Source organism: Mesorhizobium sp. WSM4814 (assembly GCF_055811595.1).
This window is the reverse complement of record NZ_JBVVQT010000002.1, coordinates 122,496-144,029: the sequence shown is the minus strand read 5'-3', so window position 1 is coordinate 144,029 and position 21,534 is coordinate 122,496. Positions and strand designations below refer to the sequence as shown.

General features: G+C 63.0%; 22 protein-coding genes. 11 read left to right on the top strand and 11 right to left on the bottom strand.

Features of this window, described 5'->3' with window-relative positions; all coding sequences use genetic code 11:
* Window positions 1-110: 110 nt before the first annotated feature.
* Together AC0L2V_RS03940 and AC0L2V_RS03935 are read right to left on the bottom strand one after the other, a co-directional pair.
* Window positions 111-533 carry a DUF6163 family protein gene (locus AC0L2V_RS03940; RefSeq protein WP_473519498.1) on the bottom strand — a complete coding sequence of 141 codons (423 nt, stop codon included), beginning with the start codon at window positions 531-533 and terminating at the stop codon, window positions 111-113.
* Window positions 530-1,573 (bottom strand): enoyl-CoA hydratase/isomerase family protein, encoded by a 1,044-nt coding sequence (locus tag AC0L2V_RS03935; protein WP_473519497.1) that lies wholly within the window; start codon window positions 1,571-1,573, stop codon window positions 530-532. Before AC0L2V_RS03935 ends, AC0L2V_RS03940 begins: the two co-directional genes overlap by 4 nt.
* A gap of 205 nt (window positions 1,574-1,778) precedes the next feature.
* Here AC0L2V_RS03935 and hemB point away from each other — a divergent pair, with 205 nt between their 5' ends.
* Complete coding sequence (hemB, locus tag AC0L2V_RS03930; protein WP_473519496.1) at window positions 1,779-2,810, top strand: porphobilinogen synthase; 1,032 nt, start codon at window positions 1,779-1,781, stop codon at window positions 2,808-2,810.
* A 405-nt stretch (window positions 2,811-3,215) separates the two neighbouring features.
* Window positions 3,216-3,860 (top strand): dihydrofolate reductase family protein, encoded by a 645-nt coding sequence (locus AC0L2V_RS03925; RefSeq protein WP_473519495.1) that lies wholly within the window; start codon window positions 3,216-3,218, stop codon window positions 3,858-3,860.
* Between the two features lie 217 nt (window positions 3,861-4,077).
* Here the strand turns inward: AC0L2V_RS03925 and ppk2 are convergent, their stop codons facing one another.
* On the bottom strand, window positions 4,078-4,998 hold the full coding sequence (ppk2, locus tag AC0L2V_RS03920) for a polyphosphate kinase 2 (protein ID WP_236389674.1): 921 nt from the start codon (window positions 4,996-4,998) through the stop codon (window positions 4,078-4,080).
* Window positions 4,999-5,254: 256 nt separating this feature from the next.
* Here ppk2 and AC0L2V_RS03915 point away from each other — a divergent pair, with 256 nt between their 5' ends.
* Window positions 5,255-6,298: an aldo/keto reductase gene (locus AC0L2V_RS03915; RefSeq protein ID WP_473519494.1), complete on the top strand. Its 1,044-nt coding sequence runs from the start codon at window positions 5,255-5,257 to the stop codon at window positions 6,296-6,298.
* A gap of 34 nt (window positions 6,299-6,332) precedes the next feature.
* On the opposite strand, the gene AC0L2V_RS03910 is transcribed toward AC0L2V_RS03915, so the two are convergent.
* Window positions 6,333-7,304 carry a glycosyl transferase family 90 gene (locus tag AC0L2V_RS03910; RefSeq protein ID WP_473519493.1) on the bottom strand — a complete coding sequence of 324 codons (972 nt, stop codon included), beginning with the start codon at window positions 7,302-7,304 and terminating at the stop codon, window positions 6,333-6,335.
* Between the two features lie 203 nt (window positions 7,305-7,507).
* On the opposite strand from AC0L2V_RS03910, the gene AC0L2V_RS03905 reads away from it, so the two are divergent.
* Window positions 7,508-7,666, top strand: a complete 159-nt coding sequence (locus AC0L2V_RS03905; protein ID WP_473519492.1) for a hypothetical protein — start codon at window positions 7,508-7,510, stop codon at window positions 7,664-7,666.
* Window positions 7,667-7,935: 269 nt separating this feature from the next.
* On the opposite strand, the gene AC0L2V_RS03900 is transcribed toward AC0L2V_RS03905, so the two are convergent.
* On the bottom strand, window positions 7,936-8,193 hold the full coding sequence (locus tag AC0L2V_RS03900; RefSeq protein WP_023798420.1) for a DUF982 domain-containing protein: 258 nt from the start codon (window positions 8,191-8,193) through the stop codon (window positions 7,936-7,938).
* 148 nt (window positions 8,194-8,341) lie between these two features.
* Between AC0L2V_RS03900 and AC0L2V_RS03895 the strand changes: the two genes are divergently transcribed.
* Complete coding sequence (locus AC0L2V_RS03895; RefSeq protein WP_473519491.1) at window positions 8,342-9,595, top strand: multidrug efflux MFS transporter; 1,254 nt, start codon at window positions 8,342-8,344, stop codon at window positions 9,593-9,595.
* Window positions 9,596-9,629: 34 nt separating this feature from the next.
* A complete protein-coding gene (locus tag AC0L2V_RS03890; protein ID WP_473519490.1) occupies window positions 9,630-10,004 on the top strand; it encodes a DUF423 domain-containing protein in 375 nt (124 codons plus the stop codon).
* A 32-nt stretch (window positions 10,005-10,036) separates the two neighbouring features.
* On the opposite strand, the gene AC0L2V_RS03885 is transcribed toward AC0L2V_RS03890, so the two are convergent.
* Window positions 10,037-10,201 carry a hypothetical protein gene (locus AC0L2V_RS03885; RefSeq protein ID WP_091591593.1) on the bottom strand — a complete coding sequence of 55 codons (165 nt, stop codon included), beginning with the start codon at window positions 10,199-10,201 and terminating at the stop codon, window positions 10,037-10,039.
* Between the two features lie 69 nt (window positions 10,202-10,270).
* Window positions 10,271-10,414, bottom strand: a complete 144-nt coding sequence (locus AC0L2V_RS03880; RefSeq protein WP_287241803.1) for a hypothetical protein — start codon at window positions 10,412-10,414, stop codon at window positions 10,271-10,273.
* 121 nt (window positions 10,415-10,535) lie between these two features.
* On the opposite strand from AC0L2V_RS03880, the gene AC0L2V_RS03875 reads away from it, so the two are divergent.
* A complete protein-coding gene (locus AC0L2V_RS03875; RefSeq protein ID WP_473519489.1) occupies window positions 10,536-11,618 on the top strand; it encodes a LacI family DNA-binding transcriptional regulator in 1,083 nt (360 codons plus the stop codon).
* Window positions 11,619-11,626: 8 nt separating this feature from the next.
* Here the strand turns inward: AC0L2V_RS03875 and AC0L2V_RS03870 are convergent, their stop codons facing one another.
* Window positions 11,627-12,823, bottom strand: a complete 1,197-nt coding sequence (locus tag AC0L2V_RS03870) for an OpgC family protein (protein WP_473519488.1) — start codon at window positions 12,821-12,823, stop codon at window positions 11,627-11,629.
* A gap of 203 nt (window positions 12,824-13,026) precedes the next feature.
* Here AC0L2V_RS03870 and AC0L2V_RS03865 point away from each other — a divergent pair, with 203 nt between their 5' ends.
* On the top strand, window positions 13,027-13,698 hold the full coding sequence (locus AC0L2V_RS03865; protein WP_473519487.1) for an alpha/beta hydrolase: 672 nt from the start codon (window positions 13,027-13,029) through the stop codon (window positions 13,696-13,698).
* A gap of 13 nt (window positions 13,699-13,711) precedes the next feature.
* On the opposite strand, the gene sthA is transcribed toward AC0L2V_RS03865, so the two are convergent.
* Window positions 13,712-15,100, bottom strand: coding sequence for a Si-specific NAD(P)(+) transhydrogenase (gene sthA, locus AC0L2V_RS03860; RefSeq protein ID WP_091591857.1), 1,389 nt, complete (start codon window positions 15,098-15,100; stop codon window positions 13,712-13,714).
* Between the two features lie 222 nt (window positions 15,101-15,322).
* Between sthA and AC0L2V_RS03855 the strand changes: the two genes are divergently transcribed.
* From AC0L2V_RS03855 to AC0L2V_RS03845, 3 genes are all read left to right on the top strand, one after another.
* Window positions 15,323-15,787, top strand: coding sequence for an RDD family protein (locus tag AC0L2V_RS03855; RefSeq protein ID WP_473519486.1), 465 nt, complete (start codon window positions 15,323-15,325; stop codon window positions 15,785-15,787).
* A gap of 137 nt (window positions 15,788-15,924) precedes the next feature.
* Window positions 15,925-16,689, top strand: coding sequence for an arginyltransferase (locus tag AC0L2V_RS03850; RefSeq protein WP_027154654.1), 765 nt, complete (start codon window positions 15,925-15,927; stop codon window positions 16,687-16,689).
* Window positions 16,690-16,816: 127 nt separating this feature from the next.
* Window positions 16,817-17,713, top strand: coding sequence for a DMT family transporter (locus tag AC0L2V_RS03845; RefSeq protein ID WP_473516409.1), 897 nt, complete (start codon window positions 16,817-16,819; stop codon window positions 17,711-17,713).
* On the opposite strand, the gene AC0L2V_RS03840 is transcribed toward AC0L2V_RS03845, so the two are convergent.
* Both AC0L2V_RS03840 and parC read right to left on the bottom strand, forming a co-directional pair.
* A complete protein-coding gene (locus AC0L2V_RS03840; RefSeq protein WP_473493537.1) occupies window positions 17,701-18,909 on the bottom strand; it encodes an AI-2E family transporter in 1,209 nt (402 codons plus the stop codon). The two genes, AC0L2V_RS03845 and AC0L2V_RS03840, sit on opposite strands and share 13 nt — an antisense overlap.
* 256 nt (window positions 18,910-19,165) lie before the next feature.
* Window positions 19,166-21,418 carry a DNA topoisomerase IV subunit A gene (gene parC, locus AC0L2V_RS03835; RefSeq protein ID WP_473519485.1) on the bottom strand — a complete coding sequence of 751 codons (2,253 nt, stop codon included), beginning with the start codon at window positions 21,416-21,418 and terminating at the stop codon, window positions 19,166-19,168.
* Between the last annotated feature and the right edge of the window lie 116 nt (window positions 21,419-21,534).

Sequence of the window (21,534 nt, the reverse complement as noted above, 5' to 3'; positions counted from 1 at the left end):
TCACCCGAACAAGGACGATTAACCTAAAGATTTAGCCAATGAATCCGGGCGGTAATTTGCCCGTCCAACCGGACGCGTGGGTTATTCTTGTTGAGCATCGATCCGATGCTCTATTGCCGGCTCCGGCGCTTCTGCATCCAGATCACCACGCGAAAGACGATGTAGAGCAGCGCCACCGCCGCATGCGAGGCGAGGATCAGCGGCCGGTGGCCGAAGAGCTCGGGAAAGCCGGCATGCATGACGGTCTCAGTCGCCGCGCAGATGAACCAGATCACCGGCCCCCAGGAGGCCAGCATCCACAGACCGGCTGCGGCGAAGGGAAAGAACACGGCGAGCGTCACCGCCGCCACCTGCCAATGCACGGGCATCAAGTCGAAGCGCCACAACGAGCCGGGATAGAAGCCGATCAGCCGGATCCAGTACAAAATCCCGAACAACAGACAGTAGGCTGAGATGACACGCTGAAACCAGGCGAAGGTGACCTCGACCGTCGAGGGCTGGAGCACGACGCGTCTCGACGTGACCTCGCTCACAGCTTGAGTTCCCGTTCGCCGAGCGGAGCGAAATAGGCATCGACGTCGGCAGCACTGACGTCGTCGATGCCTGCCGGCCGCCATTGCGGCGACGAGCCCTTGTCGATGATGGCGGCGCGGATGCCTTCGTAGAAATCGTGGCCGGCAAGCATGCGGTTGAGGATGCGGAACTCCATCCGCATGCACTCGTCCATCGACAGCGTCAGCCCGGCGCTGATCTCGCGCCAGGCAACATGCAGGCTGGTCGGCGAGCGGGTGCGGATCGTCGCCAGTGTCTTTGCCGCGAACGCGTCTGCGGGTGCGGCGCGCTCCAGGCTGCCGATGATGTCGCTCAGCGACGGCTGCGCGAAATGGCGAGCGATGGCTTCCAGTGTCGGACTGTCCGTTTCGCGCCGGGCCGGGACGGAAAAGCCGCGCAGCGCCGCTTCCGGGTCGCCGCTCGCAACCAGCCGGTCGAGAAAGCCGGCCTTGTCCTGCGCCTTGATCGTGTGCGTCGCCAGGCCCGACCACAAAGCGTCGCCATAGCGGATGCGGTTTCCGGTCAGGGCCAGATACATGCCGAAGCTGCCGCCGAGGCCCGGCAGCAGGTGACTGGCGCCGACATCCGGGAAGAAGCCGATGCCGACTTCCGGCATGGCGAACTGGGCGTTCTCGGTCAGCAGCCGATGCGAGCCGTGGAACGAGATGCCGACACCGCCGCCCATGACGATGCCGTCGATCAGCGCGACATAGGGTTTTTCGAACCGCGCGATGCGGGCGTTCAACCGGTATTCGTCGGCGAAGAAATCGACCGGCGGCTTTCCCGCCCGGCCGGCCTCGTAGATGTGGAGGATGTCGCCGCCGGCCGAAAACGCCCTGCCCTCGGCCTTGACGACGACAACATCGACGCCGTCGTCGCGCTCCCAGGCGCGCAGCGCCTTGTCGAGCGCCTTGACCATGCGATGGGTGACGGCATTGAGCGCCTGCGGCCGCGTCAGCGTGACGACGCCGGCGCTGCCCAGTCGTTCGAAGCGGATCTCGTTGCCGCCGCCAAAATCCATCGCCTAAAGAATCCCTCGCCCAATGCCGCCGGGACTGAAGTGCTAAAGCGTGGCGCATGGCTGCGTCAATGCCAAGACGCAATCCTGTCGGGCAACAACGGTCGGGAACTCGTATACCGGTATCCAGCTTGTGCCTGGCACTATCGTGCCGCATTGGTCAGCGGCGGAGGCTCGTGTTAAAAGCCGCCAATCCGGAGTTTTGGCGATGAACAAATTCACCCCAGCAAAGCCTGCCGGCGCGCGCAGCGTCGACGAGATCACCGGCAGTCGCCGTTTGCGCCGCATGCGCAAGGCCGACTGGTCGCGCCGCCTCGTGCAGGAGAACCGGCTCTCCGTCGACGATCTGATCTGGCCGATCTTCGTCGTCGATGGGAACAATATCCGCGAACCGATCGCCGCCATGCCTAATGTCTTCCGCCTGTCGCTCGACCTTGCCGTCAAGGAGGCCGAGCGCGCGGCAAAGCTCGGCATTCCGGCGATCGCCACCTTCCCCAATGTCGAGCTCGGCCTGCGCGACCAGACCGGCTCGCACATCCTCGATCCGGAAAACGTCATCAACCGCGCCACGCGCGCCATCAAGCGCGCAGTGCCCGAGATCGGCATCATCACCGATGCGGCGCTCGATCCCTTCACCTCGCACGGCCACGACGGCATCTTGCGTGACGGCATCATCGTCAACGACCAGACCGTGGAGCAGGTGACGGCGGCTGCCGTCATCCAGGCTTCTGCCGGCGCCGATATCATTGCCCCTTCCGACATGATGGACGGCCGCATCGGCGCCATCCGCGATGCGCTCGACGCCAATGGTTTTCAGGATGTGGCGATCATGTCCTACGCGACGAAATTCGCCTCCGCCTTCTACGGACCCTATCGCGAGGCGGTCGGCACCGCCGGCCTGCTCAAGGGCGATAAGAAGACCTACTATCTCGACCATGCCAATTCCGACGAGGCCGTGCGCGAGGCCGAGCAGGACCTCGCCGAGGGCGCCGACATGCTGATGGTCAAGCCCGGCCTGCCCTATCTCGACATCATCCGCAGGCTGAAGGACGAATTCCGGATGCCGACCTTCGCCTATCAGGTGTCGGGCGAATATTCGATGATCAAGGCGGCCGCCGCCAATGGCTGGATCGACGGCGACAAGGCGATGCTGGAATCGCTGCTCGCCTTCAAGCGCGCCGGCTGCGACGGCATTCTCACCTATTTCGCGCCTGAAGTGGCGGCGATGCTGAAGGGGTGATGCGCATCTGTTGCGCCTGGTCCAAGCGCGCCATGGCCGCCGCAGGGCAAGCGTTTCAGGTTTGCGCTGCCCCTCATTGCCCTGCCGGGCATTTCTCCCCGTATAGTGACGGGGAGAAAGACGCCTTCGCAGAGGATTTCGCCAATCTCCAACATTGCAGAAGGCGAGCCGAGGTTGCGGCCAGCCCCTTCGCCCCGTCACTATACGGGGAGAAGGTGCCGGCAGGCGGATGAGGGGCGGCACCGACATCGACAATTGCTCATTCCAACACGAGTCGAAGCTTCTTTTACTGAATCCCTAACGGCCGCCGGCCACCTCCACTCCTAAAATACCGCTTGCAAAATGCAATCAGTCTGGCTAATTACAACCGCTTGCATTTCACAACTGGATTAGAGGGAGGTCCTCATGTCAAAGCTTCGCGTCAACGCTTTCACCGTATCTATCGACGGCTTCGGCGCCGGTCCCGACCAGGACCTGAAAGAGCCGCTGGGCGTCGGCGGGGAAGCCCTGCACACATGGATGTTCGGCACCCGAACCTTCCGCAACATGTCCGGCGAAGATGGCGGGACCACGGATACCGACGACGCGTTCGTAACGCGCAGCTTCGAAAACACCGGCGCGTGGATCATGGGCCGCAACATGTTCGGGCCGGTTCGCGGCGCTTGGCCCGATTACACCTGGAAGGGCTGGTGGGGAGACAATCCGCCCTACCATGTGCCGGTCTTCGTGCTCACCCACCATCCGCGGGATCCTATCGTCATGGAGGGCGGCACGACCTTCCATTTCGTGACCGACGGCATTCACTCGGCGCTGGAAAAGGCGAAAGCCGCGGCTGACGGCAAGGATGTCCGGCTCGGCGGCGGCGTCGCCACGATCCGGCAATATCTGAGGGAAAAGCTCATCGACGACATGCATCTGGCGATATCGCCGATGCTGCTCGGCTCAGGCGAGAACCTTTTTGCCGGCATCGACATGGTCAAACTCGGCTACCGCTGCAGCGAGCAGGTGGGCACGCCGAATGCCATGCATGTCACCATCGAGCGGGCGTGAGCCTGGTTAAGTTCCCCCTTCTCCCCTTGTGGGAGAAGGTGGCCGAGCGAAGCTCGGTCGGATGAGGGGTGTTCCAGCTTGGCGCACACCTACGTTCAAATCGGGCGCACAGCGCCAGGATCACCAGCGCCTCATTTCTTCCAACACCCCTCTTCCGTCTCGGCGCTGCGCGCCGATCCACCTTCTCCCACAAGGGGAGAAGGAAGAGGCGCGCTCCTCAATACTTCTCCGGAACATACAGCTCGCGCGGCAGCACCTGGCGCTCGTATTCTGGATTGAAGACGCGATCGGGCAGCGTGATCTCTTCGTGCGGCACTTCCTCATAAGGCATCTGCTTGAGGAGATGATCGATGCAGTTCAGCCGCGCCCGCTTCTTGTCGTTGCCCTCGACGATGAACCAGGGGGCTTCGGGAATGTTGGTGCGGGCGAAGGTCTCTTCCTTGGCCTTGGTATACTGTTCCCAGCGCACGCGCGACTGCAGGTCCATCGGCGACAGCTTCCACTGCTTCATCGGATCATGGATGCGCATCTGAAAGCGCATCTGCTGCTCCTCGTCGGTGATGGAGAACCAGTATTTGACCAAGGTGATGCCGGAGCGGACCAGCATGCGCTCGAACTCCGGCACGTCGCGAAAAAACTCCTCGACCTGGTCCGGCTCGGCGAAGCCCATCACACGTTCGACGCCGGAGCGGTTATACCAGGAGCGGTCGAACAGCACGATCTCGCCGCCTGCCGGCAGATGCGGCACGTAGCGCTGGAAATACCATTGCGATTTCTCGCGCTCGGTCGGCGCCGGAAGTGCGACGACGCGGCAGATGCGCGGATTGAGCCGCTGGGTGATGCGCTTGATGACGCCCCCCTTGCCGGCCGAATCGCGGCCCTCGAAAACCACCACCAGCTTCTTCCTGGTGTAAGCCACCCAGGACTGCAGCTTGATCAATTCGGATTGCAGCGTGATCAGGTCGCGAAAATATTGCAGGCGATCCATCGAGGGCGGATGCGCGTTCTTGTAGATCCTGGCGATTTCCAGCGACAGCGCCGGTTCCGACATCTCCAGCTCGTAGTCCTCGTCGAGCGTGTCGGCGAGTTCCGCTTCCAGCCAGTCCCTGGCGGGAGAATTCTGTTTTGCTTCGGTCATTTATGCTGCTCCGCGTGCACGCCCGCGTCGGCCTCGGCCTGCCGGCCGAGATCGGACACCTTGAGCCGACTTGCATATAGGCCCGCAATGACGGTTTTATTGCAGCCGGCCCGCACGCCGGTAGCCCAACTCCGCGAGATGTGATCGATCAGCCTGCCTGGCACGCACGACAAGCGGCTCGAATTGTCCTACAAATGCCAGGTTTCCCCGAGCAACCTTCAAAGCACCCTTTTCAACGCAATCGCGAGGATCTGACATGGAATACCGCACACTCGGCCGTTCCGGGCTGAAGGTTTCGACGCTGACCATGGGCACCATGACTTTTGGCGGCGCTGGCGCATTTTCGGCGGTCGGCAAGACCGATCTCGACGAGGCACGCCGGATGATCGACCTCTGCATCGATGCCGGCATCAATCTCATCGACACCGCCAATGTCTATTCGAACGGGCTTTCGGAAGAGATCATCGGCGAAGCGCTCGGCGGCAAACGCAAGGGCGATGTGCTGATCGCCTCCAAGGCGCGCATGCGGATCGGCGACGGTCCCAACGATGAGGGCCTGTCGCGCTATCATCTGATCCGCGAGTGCGAGAAGAGCCTGAAGCGCCTCAGGACCGACGTCATCGACATCTATTTCCTGCACGAATGGGACGGCACGACGCCGCTCGAAGAGACCATCGCCGCGCTCGACACGCTCGTCAGCCAGGGCAAGATCCGCTATGTCGGCTGCTCCAACTATTCCGGCTGGCAAGTGATGAAGGCGCTGGGGATCAGCGACCGCCAGCACCAGCCGCGCTTCGTCACCCAGCAGATCCACTACACGCTGGAAGCGCGCGAAGCCGAATACGAACTGCTGCCGATCTCGGTCGACCAGGGGCTTGGCGTGCTGGTATGGAGCCCGCTCGCCGGTGGACTGCTGTCCGGCAAATACCACCGCGACCAGGCCACCGCCCGCCAGATCAGCGGCTGGACCGAACCGCCGATCCGCGACGAGGACCGGCTGTGGCGGATCGTCGACGTGCTTTCCCATATTGGCGAGAACCATGGCGTTTCGGCGGCGCAGGTGGCGCTTGCCTGGCTGCTCGGCCGGCCCGCGGTCAGTTCGCTGGTGATCGGCGGACGGACCGAAGCGCAGTTCAAGGACAATATCGCCGCAGCCGGCCTGGTGCTGACCAGCGATGAGCGCGCACGCCTCGACGCTGTGAGCCGCCCGCCCGTTCTCTACCCCTATTGGCACCAGCAATTCACGGCAAAAGACCGGTTTGGTCCGGCCGATCTGGTTCTTGACCGGGAGGACATCTGACAACGATCCGGATCAGGTCGAAGTCGCCGCGGGCTTAGCCTGAAATAAAACGCCAGATCTCGGGATCAGGCTCGATCTGGCCGCTGAGCACGAAATATTTGTAGAGCACGAGCAAGCAGATCGCCTGCTCGGCCCGCTCGTCGGCGAACTTGCGGCAATAGGCGTTGGCGGCGGCAACGATGCGTTCGGCCTCAGTCGGATGGCGTTCGAGATATTGCACCCGCTCGGCAAGATCCGTGAAATCAGGTTCGAGCGGCACATAGTGAACACCAGCCACGAGTTCGCTTTCGGCGAACCATGTCTCATATGTCGGCGGTGGCATCAGGCACAGCGAATTCGAACTCATGACCCATTTCAAGTTGGTCGCCACATCGTTGCCTTCGAGCGAAATGATGTAGCGACAGCGCCGCTGCTGGTCGATGCTCAGATAAGACTTGCGAAATTCCGGCGCTGCCGTCGGTTTGGGCGTTCCGACATCGCAAAAGGGCAGATCGCGCGCAACCTCCAGAAGCAAGGTCCTTATCGGGTTGTTGAGCTCGCCGCGCCACACTGCAACCGGAAGCTTGTCCGCGAAGGCTACATCGTCGGCGGGCATGTGGAAGTGGCGGAACTTGTTGAGCTTGAACAGCACCCCATTGCTGTTGTCGCCGGCGATCGGCCGATCCTTGACGATCGACGGCATCGCAGGCACGTCGACGACGTCGCCGAATTCGAGATCGATGCGCAAATCGGGATCGAAGTAGCGGGTAAATTCCTTCAGATCGTAGTAATACATGCTCCGGCCTCTCGGTGGCCGGCTGACCGGCACGGCCCCGCCGCTCGGCGCGAAAGCGTCCTGCAATCTGTTGTAGCAGTTGAGACGCGCGCGGACCGATCCGTCCGAAAGCCTGGCCTGATCGAGCAACCCGGCGAGCCTGCGGCGGAACAGCGCCTGCGGTGCGATATCGCGCACGGCATTGCGCGCATAGTAGAATAGCTTCTGTGCGTTTCTTTGAAGGGTGGCCATCGGTCACTTGGTGAAAAATCGGCTTGTGATTTGCCCCCCGGTCCCCCCTACACCATTGTGCCGGCTATCTTGCAAGCCACGGAACCGTGTTCAGCCGGCCTGCCTGGCTGTCCATGGAGCCGATCGCTCTTTGCAGTGTTGTGTTTGTAGCCCAATGCTCCTAGGCAGGGCTAAGAACCTTTGGGATTGTGAAAGGAAGAGATATGGCGCGAGCACCGAATTACGGCCAGGAACGCAAGGAACGCGACCGGCAGAAGGCTGCCAAGAAGGCGGAAAAGCAAGCGGCCAAGGTCGCAGCCAAGGAACGTTCGAAGCCGGAAGACGAGACCACGTCCGATACCGAAACGGAAACCGCAGAGTAAACTGCAGGGCAATCGCTTCATAGTGACGGCGAGAAGGGAACTGGCCGCAACTTTGGCGCGCTTTCTGCAACGTCGGAGATTGGCGAAACCCTTGGTGCAGGCCGCTTTCTCCCGTCCGGTGAGAAATACCCGGTCCACCCTCCGTAGCTGCAGCGCAGCTGCTGCGGAGGACGGGCAGGGCAAGAGGGGCAGCGCAAGCTGAAGCGATTGCCCCTCAGTAAAAGCGCACCCGGCCCGCGAGGCGGATCAGATCAGATTTCGCTGCGTCTTCAGACCGGCGCCTTGTCGCTGACGAAAACGTTCACTTCGCGGGCGGCGGCGATGAAGGCACGCCTTGCGATCATTGCCGGTTTGTCGCCGGCCAGCGCATCATGGCAGGCCTGCAGCGCTTCGCGATGCTTTGGACTGCGCTTGCCGGGCCAGTTGTTGAGGAGGTAGTCGGAAGCCTCGCGGGCCGTGCGCAAGAGCTGAGTGGTTCCCGCCGCGCCCTTGACGGTCACGGGTGTTTCAAATCGGTTGTTTTCCATCGCCGCTCTTACGCCATCGCCGCTCGCGAAGCGAGCGCGAAAGTGGTTGCCACCGCAATCACGCCGCGAAGCTGCTAATCCCCTGGCAGGCAGGCCGCGCCAGTTGTTGTGCAATGATGCCGTCGAGAGGCTGCCGGACAGGACAGACATGCCGCAAGACCCTGCCACCCAAGGCGCCCACAATATCCATTGGCGCCGCAATCTCGCCGTGTGCTTTGCCGGCTCGTTCAGCACGCTTGTCGCCATGACTCTGCTGTTGCCCTTCCTGCCGCTCTACGTCGAGCAGCTGGGCGCCGAGGGCCACGCGGCTGTTGTGCAGTGGTCCGGCATCGCCTATGGCGCGACCTTCTTCGCCGCCGCGCTGGTCGCACCGCTGTGGGGACGGCTTGGCGACCGCTACGGCCGCAAGCTGATGCTGGTGCGCGCCAGTTTCGGCATGGCCGTCTGCATGTCGCTGACCGGCATGGTGGAGACCGTCTGGCAATTGGTGCTGCTACGCCTGCTGATCGGTTTCGCCGGTGGCTATTCCTCGGGCTCGACCATTCTCGTCGCCATGCAGACGCCGAAGGAGCGGTCGGGCTGGGCGCTCGGCGTGCTGTCGGCCGGCATCACCGGCGGCAGCCTCGTCGGTCCCTTGCTCGGTGGCGCGCTGCCGCCCTTGATCGGCATCCGCGCAACCTTCCTGGTCGCCGGCGGCGTCATTTTCCTGGCGTTCCTGGCAACGACTTTTCTCATCAAGGAGAACCCTCGCCCGGCAGCCGACAAATCGGCATCGACTGAGAATCTGAAAGGCGGATGGTCGCAAATCCCGGATAAGCGCCCGGTCGTCGCCATGCTGGTGACCGGCATGCTGCTGAGCTTCGCCACCATGTCGATCGAGCCGATCATCGCGGTCTATGTGCAGCAGATCATCGAGGATCAAAGCCGGGTCACGCTGATGTCCGGCGTGGTCATGTCGGCGGCGGCACTTGGCGCCATCCTGTCGGCCTCGCGTCTCGGCAAGCTCGCCGACCGCGTTGGCCATTGGAACGTCATCATTGCGGCGCTTGCCGTCTCGGCGCTGCTGCTGATCCCGCAGGCTTTCGTCACCCAGGGCTGGCAGCTCGTCGGCCTGCGTTTCCTGATGGGACTGGCGCTTGGCGGCCTCCTGCCCTGCATCACCAGCGTCATCCGCCATAATGTCCCGGACGGCGTCGGCGGCAATGTGCTCGGTCTGTCGATCTCGGCGCAGTATGTCGGACAGGTTGCCGGGCCGCTGCTCGGCGGCTTCGTCGGCGGTCATTTCGGCATGCGCGCGGTGTTTCTCGGCACATCCGTGCTGATGGCGGGCGGAGCGGCGTATAATTGGCTGGTCCAGTCGCGCCGCGCACGCGACATGCTGGTGCAGGCGGGCAAATCCTGACACGGTTTGCGGGCCACTTCACGGAGTCCAAGACATGAGCACAGCCGACCACCCAGCAAGCGGCATCGGCCGCATCCTCGTTTTCGTCGGCGGTCTGTGCGGCGCGGCCGGTGTGGCGCTTTTTGCCGCGGCGGCACATCTGGGCGGCGCTTTCGTCGGCACGGTCGCGTCGTTCCTGCTCACGCATGCACCGGTCTTCCTGGCCGTCGGCCTCGTCGGCGCAAACCGGATCATGCGTACCGCAAGCCTTATTCTTCTCGTCGGGCTTGTCCTGTTCTGCGGCGACCTGCTCGCCCGCGACTTCCTCGGCTCGCGGCTTTTTTCGATGTCGGCGCCGATCGGCGGCACCTTGCTCATTGCCGGTTGGCTGGCGGTTGCGGCCTCGGCGCTGGTGCGCCCGCGCTCCTGAGGCAGCCGGCTTCGGTTTCCGCCAAACGACGGTCAGTCAGACGACGGCCACTCCTGCCGGCGCTCAGGCCGAACCGGCAGGTCGCGATTGCGCGCCGCCGGCTTGGCCAGGCGCCGCCGCTCCGGCCTGTCGATGGCCGGCGAGATGCCCCAATAATTGCGATAGATCTCTTCGAACAGGTGATTGATCGGGTGCATGGCTTGGTTTCCTCTTCGATTTTTAGAATTGAATCGATCCAATCGACAGGCATGAAAAAACGCTGCCGATCAGCTCCGCTTGCGCTCCACGAGAAAACGCAGATCGCGGATCCAAGGGCCGGCGCTGCCGCGACGCGTCCGGGTCACCGCCTTCGAAATCATGCTCCAGTCGTTGCGATAGGTGTCTTCGAACAGGTAATTGACGGGGTGCATGGCTCACTCCTTGCTGATAACTCAATTGGATCGATTCAAAACTAGGCTTGGACCGCGCTGATGTCAAGCAAAATTTGAATCGATCCAACAAAGGTGCTAGATAGCAGGCTGGAGCAGAAAAATGGCATCATCCAGCGAAAGCAATACCAGACCCATCCGGCTGGCCGACATCGCCAAGGCCGCCGGGGTTTCGCACGGCACCGCCTCCAACGTCTTCAGCCGTCCCGAGATCGTGCGCGAGGAAGTCCGCGAACGGGTCAAGGCGGCGGCCGAGGCGATGGGCTATGCCGGTCCCGACCCCAAGGGCCGGCTGCTGCGCGCCGGCAAGGTCAACGCGATCGGCGTCGCCACGACCGAGCCGCTGTCCTATTTCTTCGATGATCCCTTTGCCCGCGCGATGATGGCCGGCATTTCCGAGGCCTGTGACGCCACCGGCGCGGGAATAGCGCTGGTATCGGCCGGCAACCAGGAAAAACTTGCCTGGAACATCCAGAGCGCGCTGGTCGACGGCTTCATCCTGTTCTGCATCGAGGGCGGTTCACGGCTTGTCGAACTGACGCGCGAACGCAAACTCCCCTTTGTCGCGCTTGAGCTCGGCTTCGACGACGACACTGTTTCGGCAATCGGCGTCGACAATGTCGCCGGCGCCCGCCTGGCGGCGCAGCATCTCGCCGAGCTTGGCCATCGGCGCTTTGCCGTGCTGGCGCTGCCCTTCGCCGACGGCAGCACCGGCCTTGTCTCGCCGGAGAAGGTCCGGACGGCCCTCTACACCGGCACGCGCGATCGCCTCGTCGGCTATTTCGAGGCGTTTTCCCGGTATGGCGTCGATACCGCCGGGATACCGGTATACGAGACCGAAAACGACGAAGCCAGCACAAGGGCCGGCCTCGAAACGATCTTCGCCTCGGCAGCGCGGCCGACCGCCATCCTGGCGATGTCGGACCGGATCGCCATGGTCGCGATCGAATGGTTGGCCGCGCGTGGCATTGCGGTTCCCGGCGACGTCTCCGTCGTCGGCTTCGACGGCGTGCCTGACGCGGCACTTTGCGATCCTCCGCTGACCACGGTCGCGCAGCCGATCGCCGAGATCGGCCGCCGTGCGGCGCGAACGATCCTCGATTTCGACGGCACAGTGCGGCGCGAGACGCTTGGCGTCGAGCTTGTCGTCAGGGCATCGTCGGGGCCGCCGCCCAAGACAGCCTGAGCCCGACGCTATCGATTCATGCCTGCTGCCATGGTCCCCACGCCGAAGGACGCATGGATCGGCGGCGCCTGGCTGCGGACCGGCTTGCCGTTGCCGCCAATAGAAGACAGCCATTCGAGATAATAGGCGAGCGCGAACTGCATGGCGATGCCGGCGGCGATCAGCAGGCTGTCATAGGCAAATCCGCCCGGGTTGATCAGCTTCATCACCTGCGCCGCCATGGCGATCAGCGTGCCGGCGATGAAAACCGGCAGCGATCGCTTGCCCAATATGGCGAGCGGATGATCGCGGCTGGTGCGGAACAGGTTGGAGACAGAAGGAAACGCCACGATCAGATAGCTCACCGCCAGGATGTGCAGCAGCCTCGGCAGCGACAGGAAGGTCTTGTCGAAGCCGGTCAGCACCACCGGCAGGTTCAGCCACGACACGTGCCCCCATAGCGGGCTGTGCACCCAGACCAACGCCGTCGCGACATAGGCCGCCGACGCGCCGACCAGCCAGCGATTGACCGGAATGGCGCCGCCGCGCCTGATGTGCAGCATGCTCGCCAGGCCGATGTTGAAGAGGAACTGCCACGACATCGGATTGAGGAACCAGAAGCCGGGCTCAGGGTAATTCGGCGGGGCGATCTGGTAGATCCCGGCAACCAGCCACAGAGTTCCGGACAGGGCGAGCGCCGTGAAAGGCCGGTAGCTGATCGACAGCAGGAAGGTTGGCGCCATCAGCAGCAGCACCGCATAGACCGGCAGGATATTGTTGTAGCCAAGCTGATGGCCAAGCATGACGATGCCGACCAGCACATGTTGCGGGTCCCTGATCAATGGCTCGATGTTGATCAGGGTCAGCATGTCCGGCCGCTTCGCGAACATCGCCGCCGCGCAGAAGATGGCCAGCACCGCCATCGTCGTGACGATGTGGGCGACATAGAGCACTCCGGCGCGGCGCCACAATTTCAGTGTCGCCAGGAGCCGGTCTCCGGACTGGAATTTAGCGCCGTAGGCGAGCGCGACGGACATGCCGGAGATCAGAACGAAGGCCTCGGCGGCATCCGAAAAGCCGAAATTCTTGTAGGTCAGGGTTTCGAAAACCGTGCCCGGGACATGATCGACGAATATGATCAGCAGAGCGAGAGCGCGGAACACATCGATGCGCGTATCGCGCTCCGGGATACGCGGCCCGCGATCCGGTGAAATTGGCATGGTCATCGATAAAAGGCCTCAAAGCTGGTTGTTCATGCCGCGATCGATGCGACCGCCGGACGCACCGCTTCGATTCCTCCCGCAGGAGCGTATCGGCAAACAAACGGACTGAAATGCGCCCGGTTCAATCAACTTTGAAGGAGCTCGAAAATATTCCGTTTTGAAGCCGGCAAATGAATAAAAACCACACGAAATCAAAAGGATGCAATATGGCCGAAAAAACTCCGGAAGACGGCTTTTTGCGGCGCGAGCTGCCGTTTTTCTATCGACTTTACCGGCCCGTGGATGCAAGCGGCGAATGCCTTTTCCTGCTGCACGGATCCGGCGTCGACGAGACGATGCTGGTGGCGCTGGCGCGGCAAACCGCACCGCGAGCCGTGCTGGTGACGGTGCGTGGCCGTATCGCCCAGGAGGACGGTTTCCGCTGGTTCGCGCGGATCACGCCGACGCGCTTCGAACAGGACAGTATCCGCACCGAGGCCGACGCTTTCGCCGGCTTCATCACCGAGGCCGCGAAGCGCCACGGTCTCGATCTCGCCCGGACGAGTTTCCTCGGCTATTCAAACGGCGCCAATCTGGTTTCGAGCGTGATGCTTTTGCATTCCGGCCACATCGAACGGGCAGCGTTGCTGCGCCCGATGCCGGTGCTCGACGACGTGCCCCCGGCCGATCTGTCCAAAGCGCGCGTGCTGATCATCGCCGGCGCAGATGACCTGACCTACGCGCCCTTCGCGCCGGCGTTGGTCGCATTGTTCGAATCGCATGGCGCCGCGGTCGAGGCCCACACCATCGGCTCCGGCCATGAAATCGGCGACCGGGATGCTGAAATCGTCAGGCAGTGGCTGGCGGGCCCGGCAGCCGCCATCGCGCAGGCGAATTGATGAGTCCGTCGCCCTATGCCCGCCCCATCCGGTTCCAGGCATCCAGCCCGGCGATCTTGTAGGCTTCGGCCAGCGTCGGATAGTTGAAGGTGTTGTTGACGAAGAAATCGACGGTGCCACCGAGATTGATCACCGCCTGGCCGATATGGATCAGTTCGGTTGCGCCCTCGCCGACGATATGCGCGCCGAGCAACCGGCGTGTTTCGATCGAGAACAGAAGCTTCAGGAAGCCGGTGTTGACGCCCATAATATGGCCGCGCGAGGTTTCGCGGAAGCGCGCCACGCCGACCTCATAGGCGCCGCCGCCCTCGCGCACCTGCTCCTCGGACTGGCCGACGGTCGAGATTTCCGGCACGGCGTAGATGCCGTAGGGAAAGGTTTCCGGCGGCGGTGGCAACGGCACGCCGAAGGCATGGCAGGCGGCCACCCTGCCCTGCTCCATCGAGGTCGAGGCGAGGCTCGGAAAGCCGATGACGTCACCGGCGGCATAGATGTTCGGCGCACTGGTCCGGAAGCTCTGCGGGTCGACCTTGATGCGGCCCCGGGAGTCGGCCTCGATGCCGACCACATCGAGGCCGAGCGCGCCGACATTGCCGGTGCGCCCCGCCGCATAAAGCACCATCTCCGAGCGTATGCTGCGGCCGTCGGCAAGCGTCACCTCGGCATAGTCTGGTTTCGAGGCGATCTCCTTGATCGCACTGCCGAGCCGGATCGTCATGCCGCGGTCGCGCATCTGATGGATGAAATCGTCGACGATCTCACGGTCGACGAAATCGAGGATGCTGTCGCGCGGCTCGACCAGCGTCACCGGCACGTCGAGCGCCGAAAAGATCGTCGCGTATTCGACGCCGATGACGCCGGCGCCGATCACCGTTAGCGTCCGCGGCAGGCGCTCGAGTTCCAGCATTTCGTCGCTGTCGAAGACACGGATCTTGTCGAAGGGCACGTCGCGCGGCCGGTGCGGGCGGGTGCCGACCGCGATCAGCGCATGCGCAAAACCGACCTCGCTGTAGTCGCCGGTGTCCGTCGTCAGGCTGGCTCTGTTGGGACCGAGAAACTTGACTGTGGCGCGCGCGCTCTTGACCGTGTTGCGCATGAACTGGTGCTGCAGCACCTCGACCTCGTGATCGAGCGTCTTGTGCAGGCGTTCGATCAGATCACCGACCGATATATCCTGCTTGACCCGGTAGCCGCGCCCGTAGAAGCCGCGCTCGCGCCAGCCCGAGAGGTTGAGCACGGTTTCCCGCAGGGTCTTCGACGGGATGGTGCCGGTATGCACGGACACGCCGCCAAGGCGCCGGCCCCTGTCGGCCACCAGCACGGATTTGCCGAGCTTGGCCGACTGCACCGCGGCGCGGCGCCCTGAGGGCCCGCTGCCGATGACCAGCATGTCGTAGTCCATATTGGCCCTGTCCCTCGCCCCTTGGGCGCATTTGCCGTATTTGTTGCGCTGCAGCAAACTAACGTCATCCGTGCTGCAAATTCAACCGATCCAGTCTACATTCGGCGTTGCCTCCGGTAGCAGGGCCGAAAAAAGGCTCGATCTTGATTCCGCCGCAGGACTTCACCATTTCAACACCAGGCGGTCCGCACCCTATGCCGGGCCTGATTGCGAGGAAATGACATGAACGCGCGCGTTCTCGACGGCGAAATCAGCAGGCTCGATGATGTCAGGGCCTATGATGGCGTGCGCACGCGGCGTGTCCTCGCCTTCATCATCGATTATTGCATCGTCGCGCTGCTCACCATTCCGTTCGCGATCCTGGTGTTCTTCCTCGGGATTTTGACGCTTGGCCTTGGCTGGATGCTGTTTTCCATCCTCGTGCCGGCCGTCGCCATCCTTTACATCTGGAACACGCTCGGCAGCGCCGACCAGGCCACGACGGGCATGAAGATGATGGGGATCCGGCTCGACCGTCTGGACGGCACCCGTATCGACGGGCTGACGGCGGTGGTGCATTCGGTTCTGTTCTGGGCCGGCAACGTCATCCTGACGCCGCTGGTCCTTGTGGTGTCGCTGTTTGCCGACCGCAAGCGCACGCTGCACGACCTGCTGCTCGGCACGGTGGTCAGCCGCAGTGACCGCTGAAACAGCTTTTCACCAGTCCCAGCGAGCATTTATGTGCAAAGTGAAGGCGTCCGGTAGCCACACTTTCACAATCCTGTTGAATTTTTCGCCGTGCGCGCCAAAGGTATGATGATTCGCAGGAGTGTTTCCAAGGGTCGATGACGCAGCATCCAACCCAGTCGCCGCAGTTCTTCCTGACCGCGCCGTCGCCATGCCCGTATCTTGAGGGCCAGTTCGAGCGCAAGGTGTTCACGCATCTGGTCGGCGACAAGGCATCGGAGATGAACGACCTGTTGACGCAAGGCGGCTTCCGGCGATCGCAGAACATCGCTTACCGGCCGGCCTGCGAGACTTGCCGCGCCTGCGTTTCGGTGCGCATCCTGGCGCAGGAATTCACTGCCAGCCGCAATATGAAGCGGGTGATACAGCACAATTCAGACCTCATCGGCGCGATGCACGACGCGCAACCGTCGACCGAGCAGTATTCGCTGTTCCGCAGCTATCTCGATGCCCGCCATCGCCGCGGCGGCATGTCCGACATGACGGTGCTCGACTACGCCATGATGGTCGAGGACACGCATGTCGACACCAAGGTCATCGAATACCGGCGCCGCGGCCCCGACAGCTTTATCACCGGCAAGGGCCAGGGCGAGCTGATCGCAGTCGCCCTCACCGACAAGATGGCCGATGGCCTATCGATGGTCTATTCCTACTTCAACCCGGACTTCGAGGACCGCTCGCTCGGCACCTTCATGATCCTCGACCACATCGCTCGCGCCAGGGCGATGGGCTTGCCCCATGTCTATCTTGGCTACTGGGTCAACGGCTCGCGCAAGATGAACTATAAGATGCGCTTCATGCCGCAGGAGCATCTCGGCCCGAAAGGCTGGGAACGCTACGACCACGAAGCGGTTTCGCGCTGATCCGCTCTTTCGCCAACCATCCTTAAACTGCTTCAAGGAGGATGCTTCTGGTTTTCGGCTGTCTGGCTGAAACGCCAGACGCTGGGCCAATTTTGCGCCTGCCTCCAAATTCATTGCGGGAACTGCCATGTCGTCCCACAACGATCATCAAAAAGGCCTTCTCATCACCGCCATCGGCGGGCTGACGCTGACCATCGACATTCCATTGATCCGGCTCGCCGACGGCGGCGCATGGACGATCCTCCTGCTGCGCACCGGCACCACCCTGGTCGCGGCGCTGATCATCTGGGCTGTGTGGCGCTCGCTGAGCCGTAACGCGCCCCAGCTCATCCCCGGCTGGTCAGGGCTCGTCGTCGCCCTGTGCTACGGCCTGACCTCGGTTACCTTCGTCATCAGTATCTATCACACCACGACCGCCAACCTGGTCTTCATCCTGGCCTTCAACACCGTGTTCGCGGCGCTGCTGTCCTGGCTGTTCCTGAAGGAGCGACCGCGACTGGTCACCGTGATGGCGATGCTGGCCATGATCGTCGGCGTCGCGATCATCGTCGGCGATTCGATCGGCACCGGCCACCTGTTCGGTGACCTCATGGCGCTGTGCTCGGCTTTCTTCATCGCGCTGGCCATCACCATCTCGCGCGCCAGCGGCAAGGACATGGGGTTCGCTTCGCTGATCGGCGTGATCCTGCCCCTGGCCGTCGCGGTGTTCATGGTTTCGGGCGAAGGGTTTCAGGTAAACGCGCCATGGTGGATCATCTTCAACGGCGCCGTCATCATGCCGATCTCGTTCTTCTGCCTCGCCAACGGACCGAAATATATTTCGGGACCGGAAGTGGCGATGTTCTATCTGCTCGAAACCGTGCTGGCGCCGGTCTGGATGTGGATGATCTTTGCCGAGACGCCGTCGCGCAACAGCCTGATCGGCGGCGCGATCCTGATCGTCACGCTGGTTGTCCATTCTCTATGGCAGCTGCTTGAGGGGCGAAAACGCCGCGCCAGCCTTGCAGTCCGTCACCCGGCCTGAGACTTCTTCTCGGCAACGATTTCGATTTGCGGCGGCGCCCCTTCGAGTTCCGCCGGCGCTGCGGGGGCAAGCTCGTCGGCCAATTCCACCTCGCGCAGCCATTCGCGCCAGATCGCGACCAGCAACGCCATCAGCACCGGACCGATGAACAGGCCAAGAAAGCCCATCGTCTTGACGCCGCCGACCAGGCCGAAAAAGGTCGGCAGGAACGGCAGCTTTATCGGGCCGCCGACCAGCTTCGGCCGCAATGTCTTGTCGACGATGAACAGTTCGACGCTTCCCCAGATGAACAGCGCCAAACCGGCCATCGGCGAGCCGCTGGCGGCGAGATAGATCGAAACAAGCGTGAAGGACAGCGGTGCGCCGCCGGGGATCAGCGCCATGATGCCGGTCAGGGCGCCCAGCGTCACCGGCGACGGCACGCCGGCCAGCCAGTAGGCCACGCCCAGCACCACCCCCTCGCCGATGGCGATAATGGTCATGCCGGTCACCGTCGAGGAAATCGTCGCCGGCACGACGCGTGAAATCCGCTCCCACCTGGTCGGCAGGATGCGTTCGCCGAGACGGTCGACCTGGCCGGCGAAATGCTCGCCGTCGCGATAGGCAAAGAACAGCGCGATCATCATGAACAGCAGCGCCAGCAGAAGGCCGAAGGCGCTGCCGCCGGCGGCCAGCACGCCGCGGTAGATGCTGCCGATGTTGGCGCCGCTGATCAGCTGGATCAGTTCGCCGATGCCGCCGGGATGGCCGAGATTGCGCGTCCACTGCTCGTTCAGCCAGTCGCCGACCACCGGCAGCGTGGCGATCCAGTGCGGCGTCACCGCGCCATGGCGGTTGGTCTCGATCGCCCAGCCAACCCATTCGCGGACTTCGTTGCTGGCGTAGGCGCCGGCGAGCGCGATCGGAACCACCAGGAAGGTCAGGATGAACAGGATCGCCAATGTCGCGGCGACCGTGCGGTTGCCGCCGACGGCAGCAAGCAACCGCCGATAGAGCGGCCAGCTGGCAAAGGCGATGACCAGAGCAGCCAGCACCGGGACCAGGAAACCATGAAAGAAATAGACCCCGGCGGCAACGATCAGCACCAGGAGCCACCGCGCCGCCGACAGCGGCGGAATGACCGCGGATCTGACCGGCGTCGACAGGCCGAAGAGGCGCTGCTGCCCTTCCGGCTTCCGAACCCTCGTTTCCTTCAAGTGCCCATTTCTCCCAAACGCGTGTGTCCGCGCTCTATGTAGCGATGCTTATGCACCATGATAGTGCAGCAATCGTGACGACATTCCAAATGCTGCTAATCTCCCTCCTCGAGGGGGAGACGTCGCCGAAGGCGACAGAGGGGGTCGCCGCGCGTGAAGCTCCAGCCTCCTCTGTCGCAATAAGAGGTCGCGTCGCGCCTGAACGTTCCGACCCCCTCTGTCGCCTTCGGCGACATCTCCCCCTCAAGGGGGGAGATTAACTAAATTTCCCCGTCCTCGGGAATCCCTTCGGCACCATGCGTCCGGCCGAGGCTCGGGCGCCAATCCATTCGACCAGCTCTTCACGTGATTTGATGAAGGTGCGGTCGGCAGAATCCTGCCAGGAGAGACCGCTTGCGAGCGTGAAGGTCTTGAGGTCGAGGACGCCGCCATCCTTGTATTTCTGCAGGCGAACGCCCTTGCCGCGCCCCATCTCCGGGATTTCGGCGAGCGGGAAGACCAGCATCTTGCGGTTCTCGCCGACGATGGCGAGATGGTCACCGGCGACCGGCATACAGCGTTGGGCCTCGTCGGGCGCCTTGACATTCATCACCTGCTTGCCCTTGCGGGTGTTGGCGACGACTTCCTCTTCCGGCACGATGAAGCCGTTACCGTCGTGCGACACCAACAGCAGCTTGCGCTTGGGATCATGGACAAAGGCGGTGACGATGTCCTGGTCGTTGTCCATGTCGACGATGATGCGGATCGGTTCGCCATGGCCGCGCCCGCCCGGCAGCCGGTCGGCGCCGATCGTGTAGAACTTGCCGCCGGTGGTGAAGACCAGCACCTTATCGGTGGTCTGGGCATGGAAGGCCAGCTTGAGGCTGTCGCCCTCCTTGAAGGTCAGCAACGAATGGTCGATCAGATGACCTTTCATCGCCCTGAGCCAGCCCTTTTCCGAAACGACCACGGTGACCGGCTCGCGCTCGATCATGGCATGGGCGATGTCGGTCAGGTCATGTTCGGGTGCGTCGGCAAACTGGGTGCGGCGCTTGCCGAGCGCGGTTTCCGGTCCGAATTTCTCGCGGATGCTGGAGACCTCCCACTTGATCATCGACCACTGCCGGGCGTCGGACGCGAGCAGCGCCTCGATCTGCTTCTTCTCGGTGGTGAGACCGTCGAATTCCTTGCGGATCTCGAATTCCTCGAGCTTGCGCAGGGCACGCAGCCGCATGTTGAGGATGGCTTCGGCCTGGTTGTCGGTGAGCGACCAGCGCGCCATCATCACTTGCTTGGGCTCGTCCTCCTCGCGGATGATCCTGATCACCTCGTCGATGTTGAGATAGGCGATCAGATAGCCGGCGAGGATCTCCAGCCGCCTTTCGATCTCGCCGAGGCGATGCCTGGAGCGGCGGATCAGCACCTCGCGGCGGTGCTCCAGCCATTCCTTGAGCACGCCTTTCAGCGACAGCACGTTGGGTATCTTGCCGCGCGACAGGACGTTCATGTTGAGCGGAAAGCGGCTTTCGAGCTCGGTCAGCTTGAACAGCGATTCCATCAGGATGCCGGGATCGACCGAACGGCTCTTCGGCACCAGCACGACGCGGACGTCTTCGGCACTCTCGTCGCGGATGTCCTCGAGCAGCGGCAATTTGCGCGCCATCAGCAGCTCGGCGATCTTTTCGATCAGCCGCGCCTTCTGGACGCCATAGGGGATTTCGGTGACGACGATGCTCCAGGTGCCCCTGCCCTGGTCCTCCTGGCTCCATTTCGCCCTGACGCGGAAACCACCGCGACCGGTCTCATAGGCTTCGAGGATCGAAGCGCGGCTGTCGACGATGATGCCGCCGGTCGGGAAATCCGGGCCTTGGACGAAATCCATCAACGCCGTCACCGGCGCATTGGGGTGCTCGATCAGGTGCAGGGCGGCGTCGCAGAGCTCGGCGGCATTGTGCGGCGGGATCGAGGTCGCCATGCCGACGGCGATGCCGGACGAGCCGTTGGCGAGCAGGTTGGGGAAGGCGCCGGGCAGCACGACCGGCTCCTCGTCCTCCTCATTGTAGGTCGGCCGGTAGTCGACCGCATCCTCGGTGATGCCGGACAGCAGCTCGGTCGCCACCTCGGTCATGCGCGCTTCGGTGTAGCGCATGGCGGCGGCGTTATCGCCGTCGATATTGCCGAAATTGCCCTGGCCGTCGACCAGGGGATAGCGCACCGAAAAATCCTGCGCCAGCCGCACCAGCGCGTCGTAGATCGACTGGTCGCCATGCGGATGGAACTTGCCCATCACCTCGCCGACGATGCGGGCGCATTTGGCGAAGCCCTGGTCGGGGTTGAGCCTGAGCAACCGCATGGCATGCATGATGCGGCGATGGACCGGCTTCAGCCCGTCGCGCACATCCGGCAGCGCCCGGTGCATGATGGTCGACAGCGCATAGGCGAGATAGCGCTCTTCCAGCGCTTTCTTCAGATCGACCGGCTCGATGTTGTCGCCACCGCCATCGCCAGGCGGCAAAAGCCTTTTTCCCATAGGTTGGGACTAGCCGAGCGGGTGATTCGCGGCAAGAGGCGCCTGAATGGGGCAGCCTCTTGCGCAATACGAACTGGATGCCAGCAACATCACTCGGTTACATCCCGCTTCTATGG